The sequence below is a fragment of the Candidatus Poribacteria bacterium genome (assembly GCA_026702755.1).
Classification (GTDB): Bacteria; Poribacteria; WGA-4E; order WGA-4E; family WGA-3G; genus WGA-3G.
The window spans coordinates 1-12,249 of record JAPPBX010000053.1 but is presented as its reverse complement, the minus strand read 5'-3'; the positions used below and the strand labels follow the sequence as shown (position 1 = coordinate 12,249).

Annotated in this window: 15 protein-coding genes; 1 reads left to right on the top strand and 14 read right to left on the bottom strand. The window is 47.8% G+C overall.

Annotated features, from left to right (window positions below; all coding sequences use genetic code 11):
* The 3 genes from OXH39_09965 to OXH39_09955 all read right to left on the bottom strand — a co-directional run.
* On the bottom strand, nt 1-193 hold a 193-nt coding region (locus OXH39_09965), incomplete at its 3' end, for an isocitrate/isopropylmalate family dehydrogenase (GenBank protein MCY3550769.1).
* A gap of 23 nt (nt 194-216) precedes the next feature.
* Nucleotides 217-564: a DUF2442 domain-containing protein gene (locus OXH39_09960; protein ID MCY3550768.1), complete on the bottom strand. Its 348-nt coding sequence runs from the start codon at nt 562-564 to the stop codon at nt 217-219.
* An 11-nt stretch (nt 565-575) separates the two neighbouring features.
* Nucleotides 576-845, bottom strand: coding sequence for a DUF4160 domain-containing protein (locus tag OXH39_09955; protein MCY3550767.1), 270 nt, complete (start codon nt 843-845; stop codon nt 576-578).
* A gap of 218 nt (nt 846-1,063) precedes the next feature.
* Between OXH39_09955 and OXH39_09950 the strand changes: the two genes are divergently transcribed.
* On the top strand, nt 1,064-2,680 hold the full coding sequence (locus OXH39_09950; GenBank protein ID MCY3550766.1) for a gamma-glutamyltransferase: 1,617 nt from the start codon (nt 1,064-1,066) through the stop codon (nt 2,678-2,680).
* A 25-nt stretch (nt 2,681-2,705) separates the two neighbouring features.
* Here the strand turns inward: OXH39_09950 and OXH39_09945 are convergent, their stop codons facing one another.
* From OXH39_09945 to OXH39_09895, 11 genes are all read right to left on the bottom strand, one after another.
* Complete coding sequence (locus OXH39_09945; GenBank protein ID MCY3550765.1) at nt 2,706-4,565, bottom strand: WD40 repeat domain-containing protein; 1,860 nt, start codon at nt 4,563-4,565, stop codon at nt 2,706-2,708.
* A 357-nt stretch (nt 4,566-4,922) separates the two neighbouring features.
* Nucleotides 4,923-5,519 (bottom strand): DUF4276 family protein, encoded by a 597-nt coding sequence (locus tag OXH39_09940; GenBank protein MCY3550764.1) that lies wholly within the window; start codon nt 5,517-5,519, stop codon nt 4,923-4,925.
* On the bottom strand, nt 5,512-6,825 hold the full coding sequence (locus OXH39_09935) for an AAA family ATPase (GenBank protein MCY3550763.1): 1,314 nt from the start codon (nt 6,823-6,825) through the stop codon (nt 5,512-5,514). The genes OXH39_09940 and OXH39_09935 overlap by 8 nt, the downstream gene beginning before the upstream one ends.
* 16 nt (nt 6,826-6,841) lie before the next feature.
* The gene (locus OXH39_09930) at nt 6,842-7,639 is read right to left on the bottom strand and encodes a sugar phosphate isomerase/epimerase (GenBank protein MCY3550762.1); all 798 of its coding nucleotides are present in this window, start codon (nt 7,637-7,639) and stop codon (nt 6,842-6,844) included.
* A gap of 16 nt (nt 7,640-7,655) precedes the next feature.
* The gene (locus OXH39_09925; GenBank protein MCY3550761.1) at nt 7,656-7,931 is read right to left on the bottom strand and encodes a helix-turn-helix transcriptional regulator; all 276 of its coding nucleotides are present in this window, start codon (nt 7,929-7,931) and stop codon (nt 7,656-7,658) included.
* Nucleotides 7,928-8,278: a type II toxin-antitoxin system RelE/ParE family toxin gene (locus OXH39_09920; protein ID MCY3550760.1), complete on the bottom strand. Its 351-nt coding sequence runs from the start codon at nt 8,276-8,278 to the stop codon at nt 7,928-7,930. Before OXH39_09920 ends, OXH39_09925 begins: the two co-directional genes overlap by 4 nt.
* 2 nt (nt 8,279-8,280) lie before the next feature.
* Nucleotides 8,281-8,868: a hypothetical protein gene (locus tag OXH39_09915; GenBank protein MCY3550759.1), complete on the bottom strand. Its 588-nt coding sequence runs from the start codon at nt 8,866-8,868 to the stop codon at nt 8,281-8,283.
* 129 nt (nt 8,869-8,997) lie between these two features.
* On the bottom strand, nt 8,998-9,690 hold the full coding sequence (locus OXH39_09910; protein ID MCY3550758.1) for a GNAT family protein: 693 nt from the start codon (nt 9,688-9,690) through the stop codon (nt 8,998-9,000).
* A gap of 118 nt (nt 9,691-9,808) precedes the next feature.
* Nucleotides 9,809-10,642 (bottom strand): nucleotidyltransferase domain-containing protein, encoded by an 834-nt coding sequence (locus tag OXH39_09905; GenBank protein MCY3550757.1) that lies wholly within the window; start codon nt 10,640-10,642, stop codon nt 9,809-9,811.
* Between the two features lie 63 nt (nt 10,643-10,705).
* A complete protein-coding gene (locus tag OXH39_09900) occupies nt 10,706-11,404 on the bottom strand; it encodes a GNAT family N-acetyltransferase (protein MCY3550756.1) in 699 nt (232 codons plus the stop codon).
* A gap of 31 nt (nt 11,405-11,435) precedes the next feature.
* Nucleotides 11,436-11,837, bottom strand: a complete 402-nt coding sequence (locus tag OXH39_09895) for an ankyrin repeat domain-containing protein (GenBank protein MCY3550755.1) — start codon at nt 11,835-11,837, stop codon at nt 11,436-11,438.
* Between the last annotated feature and the right edge of the window lie 412 nt (nt 11,838-12,249).

The following is a 12,249-nucleotide window of genomic DNA, read 5'->3' as shown; positions in this document are numbered from 1 at the left end:
CAAGGGTATCAAGGGCATCTGCTGGCATCATGTGCCCATGCTCGAAATAGTAGTCTGAACCCCAAGGGAGCTCTACAAAGTCCCATTTGATGTTATACCTATCGGCGATAGCGTTGAGGACCTTGATGCCCTCTTCTATCACTTCAATCCCGATTCCGTCTCCTCGAATTACCGCAATTTTGTATTCAGCCATATTTTCCTTTGTTAGTGCTTAAATTATGCCTGCGCCGTGGTTTTTTGCATAAGTTCTGGCGATGTTTCGATATCTTTTGTCTTTTCAAGAGACCAACACTTTGCCATTCTTTTCAGTGCAGGTAAATGATCAGGCCAATCATGTAAGGTCGCCGGATCAAAATCAGCTCCATTCGGCCATACTAATGTATGGACTTCTGGATCAATCCGAACTTGGTTGAATAAAGTCCGATCGCGGAGCGGACCGAACAATTCGCCTTTTAATGTAGGTTGAAAGTCTATAACTTGTTCTGTATCATCATCAAAACAGACGCGAAGTGTGTAAGGTGCTTGTATTTCAAAAGAAACCACACGATATATTGGATGAAGCATGTCTACCTCCTTTATTGAAGCGGATCAATTCTTAATGGAATTCGACCCGATTGTAATCGTTCCCAATCTGCCAACAATTCTCTCTGATGCAGCTCTGCCCAAGCTTTAACCAGCCGGTGCTGTCGTCTGGGAAGTTGACCAGCGATCAATTCAATCTTGTCAATGGCATAGACACCAACGTCCTCTTGATAATAAGCGTGGAAATGAGGCCGATGATGAGGTGCTCGAGGCTCTACATACATTCGTATTATGATACCGAAAAACCGACAAATCTCAGGCATTCAAATTCCTTTTAGGCTTATTGCGCATATTTACGGGCTAACTGTGTGAGCACTATTTACGTACTTGATTCACTGTTTGAGTAATATTTTAACCGAGTTCCGTTCATTATTCAAGCGATAAAATATTTACACATATACGATTTTATGCTATGCTTTAAAGCAAAACTGGGGATTGGAAAATCAGCACAACTTCTGGTGATAAAGGAGAGGAGAAACTGATGTCAAACACGCAAGAAATTGGATGGAATGCTGTTAGTAAGACTGGAGCCGTTGCTGCCGGTGGGGCAAAAGCCGTTGCGGCGGGAATTGAAATTCTGGAAGCGGGCGGAAATGCGGCAGACGCAGCGGCGGGGACGATCCTTGCGCTCAACGTTACAGATCACGGTGCCTGTTCTATCGGGGGTGAGGTGCCGCTTCTCATCTTTGACGCGGAAAAGCAGGAAGTGAAATCACTCTCTGGACAGGGACGTGCCCCACTCTCGCAAACCGCGATTGATTGGTATATGGAGAATGGTATCCCTAATGGTGATATTAAAATGGCACCGGTGCCGTCGGTTGTGGATCTCTGCACGACCACACTCAAGTTGTATGGCACTAAGACGTTTGAAGACATCGTTGCCCCCACGCTGGCTCTGCTTGATGCTGGTGAGACGGACTGGCATTCTGACTTGGCGGTCACGCTACGTCGGATGGTTGCGTCGGAACAGAAAACATCTGGTAGCCGCGAGGAAAAAATCCAAGCAGCAAGTGATCGTTTCTATGGACGAAACGGTGCTGATACCGATATTGCCGATGCCTTGGAAGGTTTCTACATTGACAAGGGTGGATTTCTCCGTAAGGCAGACCTCGCTGCTCATGTTACGCTTGTTGAAGACCCGGTAACGGTGGACTACCGAGGATATACGGTACACAAGTGCGGTACCTGGACGCAAGGTCCTTATCTCTGCCAAGCATTGCGTTTACTGGAAGGTTTCGATCTCAAAGCGATGGGTAACCCCTCGGCAGACTATGTGCATGTGGTTACGGAAGCCCTCAAACTGGCGATGGCTGACCGCGATGCCTACTACGGCGATCCGGAGTTTGTAGATGTTCCGTTAACTGAGCTGCTTTCCGATGCCTACACTGAGATCCGCCGACCGCTTATTGATATGCAAAAAGCATCACACGAAGTGAGACCCGGCGATGTGGATAACATGGCACCATTAAAACCGGGCGGTGTCTTTCGGCCTGGCGTAGGTGGGACGACGACCTGTGCAGTTGCTGACCGTTGGGGAAATGTCGTCGCTGCGACACCGAGTGCTAACGTCTATCACGCAGGTGGTATGGTCGGTCCTACAGGTGTCAGTTATGGCAACCGTCTACGGAGCCTTAACACAACTCCCGGACACCCGAACTGTATCCAGCCTGGAAAACGTCCGAGAATCACGCTTACACCCACACTGGTGCTTAAGGACTGTGCTCCGATTTTAGCCATCAGCGTTGCGGGTGGTGATCTGCAAGATCAAGCGACGATGAATTTGCTGCTCAATTTCGTTGAGTTTGGCATGCTACCAGAAAATGCTGTTACAGCCCCACGTTTTGCTACCGCGCATCACGAAGATTCGTTCGATCCGAATCCGAACCGTATAGAGACATTCGGACAAGCGGGTTCGTTGACTATCAACGACAGTGTGAGCGAAAACGTCAGGGAGGAACTTGGTAATCGTGGGCATCAACTCAGGGCGCATGGCGGTGCTATTGCCGCGCCTTCCATGCTCCATATCGACAAAGAGAATGGAACGTTCTATGCTGCTGGTGATCCAGCTGCGGGGAGGCATGCGGCGGGATTGGGATAAGTGTCGAGTTGGATTATCTCCGGTGTTAACGAGTGTGGACATCCCATAGCAGCACCGTGCCATCCTCACTTCCGCTTGCGATTGTGGAGCCATTCGGACTGAACGACACACCGGTGACATGCCCCGTATGTCCTATGAGGGTTTTCAGGACTTTTCCTGTTTCGACATCCCATACCTGGAGGGTATCGTCCTCACTTCCACTAACGATTGTCATGCTGTCCGGACTGAATGACACACTCCTAACACTCCCTCTATGCTCCATGAGAGTCTTTAGGAGTTTGCCTGTGTTTGCGTTCCACAACCGGACAGTAGCGTCCTCACTTCCACTTGCGATTATGGTGCCATCCGGGCTGAAGGACACGCTCCTGACACTCTTCATATGTCCTTTGAGAGTCTTCAGGCGTTTGCCTGTGGCTACATCCCACAACCGGAGAGCAGCGTTCTCACTTCCGATTACGATTGTCGTGCCATCCGGACTGAAGGACACGCTATAGATATCTCTCCTATGTCCTATGACAGCTTTCAGGCGTTTGCCTGTGGCTGCATCCCACAACCGGACGGTAGCGTCCTCACTCCCACTAACAATTATCGCGCCATCCGGACTGAACGATACACTACAGACAGCCCCCATGTGTCTGAAAGTCTTCAGGCGTTTGCCTGTGGCTACATCCCACAACCGGACGGTAGCGTCCTCACTCCCACTAACGAGGGTTCTGCTATCTGGACTGAACGACACGCTCCTAACACTCTCCGTATGTCCTTTGAGAGTCTTCAGGAGTTTTCCTGTCTCGGCATCCCACAACCGGAGAGCAGCGTTCTCACTTGCGCTTGCGATTGTCGTGCCATCCGGGCTGAACGACACACCGGTGACATGCCCCGTATGTCCAGTGAGAGTTTTCAAGTGTTTACCTGTTTCGGCATCCCATATACGGAGGGTATCATCGTCACTTCCACTAACGAGGGTTCTACCATCAGGACTGAACGCCATATTCCAGACCCAAGCCTTATGTCCTGTGAGCGTTTTTAGATGTTCGCCTGTTTCGACATCCCACAACCGGACAGTAGCGTCCCTACTTCCACTTGCGATTGTCGTGCCGTCCGGACTGAACGACACACCGGTGACATATCCCGTATGTCCCATGAGCGTTTTCAAGTTTTCGCCTGTGGCTGCATTCCACACACGGACGGTATTGTCCAAACTTGCGCTTGCGACTGTGGTGCCGTCCGGACTGAACGACACACTCCAGACCCAAGCCGTATGTCCTGTAAGCATTTTCAAGTGTTCGCCTGTGTGTGTATCCCATATACGGACGGTACCGTCCAAACTTCCGCTAACGAGGGTTCTGCTATCTGGACTGAACGATACACTCAAGACATCATCGATATGTCCTGTGAGCGTTTTCAGGGGTTCACCGGTGCTTGCATCCCACACACGAACGGTATCGTCCTCACTTGCGCTTGCGATTGTCGTGCCATCTGGACTGAACGACACGCTGTTGACCCAATCCGTATGTCCTGTGAGCGTTTTCAAGTGTTCACCGGTGTTTATATCCCACATACGAAGGGTATTATCCTTACTCCCACTAACGATTGTGGTGCCATCCGGACTGAACGACACGCTATAGACGCTATCCGTATGTCCTGTGAGTAGCGCGACCTCTTCATTCGTTGCTGTATCATAGACCCAGATCCCTATAGAACTCGCTACCGCCAGATGCCTGCCGTCCGGCGAATATGCTATCTCCGATATACTCCCCTTGCCAAGCCGGGTTTTCGCACCTTCCGGTAAATCCCAGTGTATCACGTCCGCAGCGAAGGTTAAGGGTAAAAATACAATGGATAGAAAAAGATACGGCAAAACGTTAGAAAACAGCCTCTTTTTCATCACCAAATGTCTCCTTCTTTTAATTATGTAAGTTTGAAAAAAGTTTTAGAAGTTAAAAGGCATATTTATCAAGCTCACGTTACAATCATTAAAGACACAATTTTTTCGCCAAACGTTACATCCTGTGAAAAAATCATAAGACAGTGGTTTACAATTGCGGGATGGAGTTTCTATTCCCAACGCTTCTCTGGTAATTGACCTCCCAAAAATAAACCTGCTGTCAAAATTTGCCTTTTCTCAAACTCACGTTTTAATTGGAATCTACCAGAAATTGTTAGCTAAACACCAACAGAGCTTGTTGAAAACAGCATGGTACTTTCGTAAGATAAGAAGCACACCGTCCCAGGAATTATCGCTTCAATTCTCTGTTTGCTGCCATGCCCCAAACTGGTGTTGTAACGCTCTGAAAAACCTTCGGAAGGATCTATCGCTTTGCTCCAAATGTTGGAAATCCATTGCATTGACGAGATCTGCGATATGTTCAATACCCCCCAAAAGCGGGATCACATCTGCGTCACGAATCGCTTGTAGGAGAAGACGCTTGTAACGCTCGCGGTCGTATTTCCGCTTAGGAACCGAGCAGCCCCTGCCAAATACCTTTTTGAACGCCTCCGCATTGAGAAGGAGCCATCGCTCGATATGCGGTTGGGGAATCATGTAGATAACGCGATCCGCCAAATCGGAGGTTGACTGATTGATTTCTTTTTCCCGCTGCAAAAATCCCCTGCCATTACTATCCGTGCCTACGATGATGAGATCCGGTAGATCCTCGGCGTTGTGCTGCAAATCCTGTTGATACTGCCTCAATTCCGTAATAACCGTTTCATGTCCACCGCGGACACTGGAGACTTTAATCTTGATCTCAATGTTGTACGCATTAGCAACCCGCTGAACCAATGCCACGAGAAAATCCTCATGGACTGTATCTTCAACGAGCAGATTGACACTACGCATCAAAGTCCCCCCGCAAGATACGTTCGGAAGGCGATAAGGCATCTTCATCGTCCAAGGCTACCTCAATATCCGACTTTTTCCATAAGGGACCCCTATGCATCATTGCAAAAGGCTCAATTTCTGTATTCCCGTTAACCTTACGACAAACATATAACGATTCAGGAGGAATGAGGTCGGGCAAAAGCGACGAATGTGTTGTGACAATGAATTGGATATCTTCAAGAAACATGCGAGTTTCCAAAAACCGAGCAACACGCCGAATCCTACGAGGATGAACACCATTCTCCGGTTCCTCAAATCCTATCAACGCTGGCGATTTTTCGGCACCAACGAGTGCTAAAAACCCTAAAATCCGAAGTGTCCCCTCGGATAAACCCCGTGCCGAAACACGTTTTTCGCCTTCACACAGATTTAATTCCACTTCGCCTAACACATTGACACCAACCTCAATGCCTGTTATGGAAGGAATCATAGTATGGAGAGATTTCTCAATGGCTTCAAACTGTCGCGGATTGAGACCTCGCAAAGTATTAAGAAAGGCTGCGAGGTCTTCTCCCATCAACCCAATATGGTGAACTTCCTTAACAGGACTTGGGAGCCGCATGCGTTCACGCGGTTCAAAATAGAAGGTAAACCAACTCGCCAATTCCTGCCGCATCGCAACCAAATGAGGATGGTGAGGGGGATAATGCGCCATTGAAAGGATACTATAATTGAGACCTCGCTCATAGTGGGCTGGACGCGCTTGCCCCTCCATCCGCAAATGCAGCTGATTGCCAACCCGTTCTAAGAACGGCTTGCGTTTTTGACTTAAGTGACCTGTGGTATTAAGGGCAGCGAGATACTCGTTCGCGACCCGCAATGTCCCGAACTTGGGGAGCATCTCAATCTCAATGCGATACCGAAGATTTTGCGAGCGCACGGTAGGTGGTGATCGCCTTGAAACAGATTCATCTTCGTCCAGCGGCACCGGTCTCATTTTCTGAATTTGTTGATTGACATTCTCAACGATCTTGGGAGAAAGCTGAACATCTACCTCTATACTAAACGATACTGTTTCCTGTTCCAAGAGGCTCTTGATGCCTTCTTCCCCAAAAGTGAACGACTCCAGCGCGTGTCCTCGATAAGGCGGATCAAACGCTTCTTTGAGGGTCCGACTGGTGGCTACGCGCGATAGGAGGTGTAAGGCATCAAGGAAATTGCTCTTTCCTGAAGCGTTGGGACCGACGAGTACAGCAAGGTGTCCAAAGTTTACCTCAAGATCCACGAGTGATTTATACCCTTGAATTTTGATTCGCTTCAGCATAGGAATGTGCCTCCGTTTAATATCCGAGACCCCGCAGATATTCTCGATTTACGACTGCGGCTTCGGCTGCTGGACGCGGCGGATACGGACGGTCAAGTTCGACGGAGACCCATCCGTCATAACCGACGGCTTCGAGTCCTTCAAGCGCGGCTTTGACATCAAGTCCTAAGTTTCCCGCGCCGAGTTCCGCGAAACACGCCTGCTCGCCAAAGCGTTGTGTTCTGTAATCCCATGTTTCAGGATCGTCTGCGTGGCAGTCTTTGAGATGGACATGTCCAATCCGATTCCGTAAATTCTCGCTCTCGAAGACCTGCATCGGATCGCTACCTGCAGCGAGCATGTGGCCTGTATCAAACAGTAACCAGAGACTCGGTGCTGCTGCCAAGAGGCGTTCTGCGTCATCAACTGTTTCAAGCAATGTGCCGAGATGGGCGTGGTGGAAGCCTTTGATGTTGTGAGCATCACAATACGCGAGAATGTCGTCTAAGGTTCGAGCGGCGTTCTCGAAATCTTCATCGCTTGGGTCGGGTCCTCCCCATTCTGAACGCCTCAATGAGGGCACTTCGGCAGCATTATTGCCGAGGGTGATGTTGAACCTAACCCTGTCGAGTCCGGCACCACCGGCATTGACGATATGGAGTCCGAGGCTCCGTGCGAGCGTCGCCATCTCAACCAGTCCATCTGCTCCTTCAAAAGGAACACTTTCAACGCCTTCCCAACCAGCATCGGCGACTTCTCGCAACACTTTTTCTGGATTTTCTTGCTGTTCGCCACCAAATTGGATCAGGTGGCAAGCGAATTTCAATTTGCTCATGAATACATCTCCTTACTTATCCAACCGACAAATATAATTTCTTTCCAAGCACTTTTGCGTACTTCCCTAAAGTTGACAATCTAACATCTTCTGCATGGTTTTCCATTCTTGAGATAGCAGACTTCTTGGTATTTAACTTTTGCGCCACCTCTTCTTGGGTTAAGCCAGCTTCTTCACGAGCTTGTCGAAGTAGAATACCAATTTTGAACTCAAGATAACCAGTTTCATAATCTTGAGCAAATTCAGCATCTGCGGCTTTACGTTTTTGGACATAACGTTTTAAGTCACTCACCGTTTTTTCCTCCTGAAATAATCCTGTTTTCTATTTTCTGCTAATCGGATACCTGACCTTGGGATTCTCCGTGTCTGTTTGGCAAAGGCATGACTAAGGACTACTAATCTTGGACCATCGAAAAAAGACAAAAGTCTGAACGTATCTCTACCAACATTGACACGTACCTCCCAGATATCATCTGTACCGGTCAGTTTTTTGAAGTACTGTTGTGGGATAAATTCTAATTCCTCAATTAACCCTAATGTCCAAGTGACTTTGGTACTCTGCTTCGCAGTAAGGGAATCCAAAAATTGCTCAACTGGACAATGTCCTGATACTGTACGGTAAAAGACAACTTCTCTCATATTTAGAAAACGTGGGTTACCAAATTTCTTGATTTTAGCATCGTTATTACGTCGTTCTTCAAATCATCCAGACTGCGCTGCCCGTCCAAAACGAGATCACTATGATCCTTGTCCTTGTAAGTATTCAAATATGGATAGTGCCCCCTTGCCAAATAGTTCGACATATCTTTATGGAGGCGATTCAGAGTTTCTTCTGAAGATTCATCACGGTTGATTGTATAGTCTCTTAAAATTCGTCGCGCCATGGCCACATCAAGCGGGGTGTCAACAAAAACAGCGAGATCAATGGTATCACAAAAACGCGAGTGTCGGCGACCGAATGGGAAATCCAAAATAATCCACCTCGCTGTTCCCTGATGAACTTCAGCCGCGACCGCCGCTTGCATTCCAGGGCAATCAAATTCTTCGATGTCACCGCCACGTCGACTCCATTCGTAGAAATCAACAGGATAAATATTCGTATCATCAAAATCGTCGAAGCAGAAAAGAGACGAATCCGGCAATGACTTGTGGAGCAGAGTTGACAGTGTCGTCTTTCCACCGCCCGATACTGAATTGACTGGTATAACAAACGGCTTTTCCATTTTCATGGTGTGGTAAACTTACAACCCATGGCACTCTGTCATCCACAAAACGGCGGATAAAACGAACGGGAAACCCAACAAATTCGATGTTAGTTGGCTTCGTGCCTCAATCCAACCGATTTTTCAGACACCTACTTAGGGCTTACTGTTGTTCAACACCGTTAAGGACAACTGCTGATCAGGGTTTTGGTATAACCACATCTCCATGTTCTTCTTAATAGCACTCCATTCGCTGTCCAACATGGAATACCACGCAGTATCCCTGTTTCGACCCTTTACGATTATATGTTGTCTGAAGAGACCCTCAAACTTAAAACCGAGTCGCAATGCTGCTGCTCGAGAACGTTCATTTAGAGAATCACATTTCCATTCGACACGGCGGTATTTCAATCTATCGAAAGCCTCGCAGAGCATTAAGTATATGGCTTCTGTGTTCACGTTAGATCGCTGGGAATCCGGTGCATACCAAATATGTCCGAGCTCCAGTCGTCGCATGTCTGAAACGATGTTCAGGAAACTCACCATACCAACCCGTTGCTTCGATTCAAGATGGTGGACGGTAAAGAAGAGTGGATCCTCAGAGCCAGCACCTTCCTCAAGCCACTTATGCATGTCGTGTGTGCTATCAAAGGGACCGTAACTCATGTAGGTCCAGATTTGCTCCTTTACATCCGATCCGTGAGAGCATTCATAGAGTTCCGCAACATCGATTTGTGGGTTGATTGGTGATAGTGAAATAAATTTACCTTCATAGTCTGTTTTTTGAGGTACATCAACATGCGTAATAGGTTGGACGATATTTCCGACTTGGAGAGACGGTTGTGTCATAGTAATCCTTTTTGTGTTTAGGGCGAAGTCCGGTGCGGTTGCAAACCGCACCTACCGGGCCTGGGACTTTTTGTGTTAATTATTTTGCGACGGATGTATTTATATTTTCTGTTGACATTCAGGGTGCGGGTCGTCTTGCTGTCTCATCGAAGTAGACTGCATTCGGATCGTCAATCCAATCGCCGACCCAACCGAGCTCCTTTAGTCCGCTTTGAACAATTGGCAATGTCCGGCGTAATTCCTTCACCGGTGCCCAATCACGCCAGTTACTATCGACTGGCGGGTCGAGAAAGTCTCCGATGCCATTCACAGCGCGTTGAATTGATGGATACACCATTGCGCCCAGTTGTGTCTGTTTCGCTGCTTCAACCACCCATTTTTCGTAGGGAAACGGTTGTCTCTCAGCGACACAGCACATTTTACAGAGGTACTCAATGACATTTCCAACCGCAACAAATGCCGTTTCCACCTTGTTTCGAGCTGCCATAGCTAAGGGACCACGCTGCGAGAAATAATACTTGCCGAACATCCACTTCAACTTGCGCTCCGCGATCGCGGGCGGATACACGCAATAGCGATGCTTGAGTTCTTCAGCAGTGCTTGAACAACCGTAGAGAGTTTGTGAAGTCGCAATAACCCACATCATCTCATCTGGGTACGTCTCCAACCACGCCCGTAGGTCATTTTCATCATAAAATGACCAGTGTGCCTCAAAATCACCTCGATCAACGAAGAGTTGCCAGCTTTGTTCATAAGTCTCTCGATCTTCATCGGAAAGGTGACGCTTATCGCCAATGATACACAGGTCAAGATCCGACCATCCATCGGTGAAACCAGCGGCACGACTCCCAATCAACATAAGGACAGCACGCTCACCCATTTGTTGGCAAAAATCTGTGGCTCGATCAACGAACTGTTGATCTTCTGGACTGAAACAGATGTCTTCGCTCATTCACACACCTCCCAGATCTGTTGCTCAATTGAACTGTCAACTTAATTCACCATAAATTGAACGCTACTTAAACGGATACTCCCACCGGTGATATTGACCAAAATCGGTGGCAGCGGTTAATAAGTCGGGCGCGAGCGTGTGTTTAGAAATGTCCGGAATAAACATACCTGTGTTTAATCGATTCTCATGAAAAACACAATTTCGAGCCACACGAATCACATCGTGCTGCTCTTTTAGGGATAGGTGCGGCTCAATAAATCCTTCAATCCACAATCCGCGATAGGTTAATGTATCGACAGGTATAAGATGGACAGTCTTCGGTACATCAGGTCTGGACTCGCAAGCCAAAGGGGTCCAAAGAAAGAGGTTACGCACTTGAGCGTTTGTCGTAAAGCCTACCTTGGAAAATGCGCTTTGGCTTGGAAAATTGTCAACGCGGATTGATGCCTTCGCCCAACGTGCGCCGAGATTAAAACCGTATGTCAACGCTTCCTCAATGAGAGCAGTTCCTATCCCCTTTCCGCGACTCATAGAACGGACAATAATGAGATCTATTTCCCAGCAAGGGGTTGGACTGGACACCAGAAACGCGGAAAGAAAACCTGACACTTCGCCCGCCTCAACTGCAACAAAGATTTGATGCTTAGGTGACGAAATGTGATCCGCGAACACATCGAAGAGAAGGGATTCACCCCATGTCTCCTGTAATATTTGGTGGATTGCTTCCGCATCGCCTGGGTTCGCTAATCTAATGTCCGACATATCCCTTCATACGAGTTTGGTGTGCCACTTATCAATCTTTCATTTGATTTTTGAGAAATACCAGCACCTCAGCTGCCTCGGCACCGCCCACCTCGGCATGCGCAATCAGGGGGATGCCATGGGGACCGAGAAGTGACAAAGAATCTGGACGCTGAGCGACAAATGCCCGAACGATTTCGGTATACCCGAGCATCGTAGCTGCAAAAATATCCAAACGGGCACCACGATCGAGTAGGTACTCCGCTATATCTCTGCTCCCTGTATGGGCGGCAGCACCAAGTGCCGTTTCCCAATCTCCTTCACCCCAATCCCACGTAGCGTTAATGAGTGCAGGTTCTTGATTAAGCAATTGCTTGACCCGTTGAAAATCTCCATGAGCCTTGCCAACGAACTCCTCAACGAGAGAGGGTTCTAACCTCTGATTCTTCCCCATAATTTTTCTCCTGGTATTTTCGTGTTGTTTCCTAACAACCGAGTTGAGATGCATTTCGCTGATTAAAAATGTCTTCTCCCTCGTCAGTTGTTTAGGTTGGTTAGGTTATACCTGAATACTTGTTAAATCCATACTCAGAGGTCTCTGAGGTAAAATCGAATTTGGTTTTTTCTTACGCACTTTAACTTTTTTCAGCAAGAAAAATTCTATCCGACAGGACTTACGCAAAATTGATCTAAAAGGTCTGTCTTCGGACAGCACAAATGCTTATCGTTACGGGACCGGGGCGGTTAATGAAGTTTAAATAAATATTTCGGTAATTTAATATTTTCTCCAGGCCCGGTAGGTGCGGTTTGTAACCGCACCATAGGTGTCAATTTAGGGATTTTGCACGGCATTTTATAGGGTATCT

Excerpts from the sequence above, each read along its gene's own strand:
- OXH39_09960 (MCY3550768.1), bottom strand. The coding sequence starts at position 564 with ATGCTTCATCCAATATATCGTGTGGTTTCTTTTGAAATACAAGCACCT.
- OXH39_09955 (MCY3550767.1), bottom strand. The coding sequence starts at position 845 with ATGCCTGAGATTTGTCGGTTTTTCGGTATCATAATACGAATGTATGTA.
- OXH39_09950 (MCY3550766.1), top strand. The coding sequence starts at position 1,064 with ATGTCAAACACGCAAGAAATTGGATGGAATGCTGTTAGTAAGACTGGA.
- OXH39_09945 (MCY3550765.1), bottom strand. The coding sequence starts at position 4,565 with ATGAAAAAGAGGCTGTTTTCTAACGTTTTGCCGTATCTTTTTCTATCC.
- OXH39_09940 (MCY3550764.1), bottom strand. The coding sequence starts at position 5,519 with ATGCGTAGTGTCAATCTGCTCGTTGAAGATACAGTCCATGAGGATTTT.
- OXH39_09935 (MCY3550763.1), bottom strand. The coding sequence starts at position 6,825 with ATGCTGAAGCGAATCAAAATTCAAGGGTATAAATCACTCGTGGATCTT.
- OXH39_09930 (MCY3550762.1), bottom strand. The coding sequence starts at position 7,639 with ATGAGCAAATTGAAATTCGCTTGCCACCTGATCCAATTTGGTGGCGAA.
- OXH39_09920 (MCY3550760.1), bottom strand. The coding sequence starts at position 8,278 with ATGAGAGAAGTTGTCTTTTACCGTACAGTATCAGGACATTGTCCAGTT.
- OXH39_09915 (MCY3550759.1), bottom strand. The coding sequence starts at position 8,868 with ATGAAAATGGAAAAGCCGTTTGTTATACCAGTCAATTCAGTATCGGGC.
- OXH39_09910 (MCY3550758.1), bottom strand. The coding sequence starts at position 9,690 with ATGACACAACCGTCTCTCCAAGTCGGAAATATCGTCCAACCTATTACG.
- OXH39_09905 (MCY3550757.1), bottom strand. The coding sequence starts at position 10,642 with ATGAGCGAAGACATCTGTTTCAGTCCAGAAGATCAACAGTTCGTTGAT.
- OXH39_09900 (MCY3550756.1), bottom strand. The coding sequence starts at position 11,404 with ATGTCGGACATTAGATTAGCGAACCCAGGCGATGCGGAAGCAATCCAC.
- OXH39_09895 (MCY3550755.1), bottom strand. The coding sequence starts at position 11,837 with ATGGGGAAGAATCAGAGGTTAGAACCCTCTCTCGTTGAGGAGTTCGTT.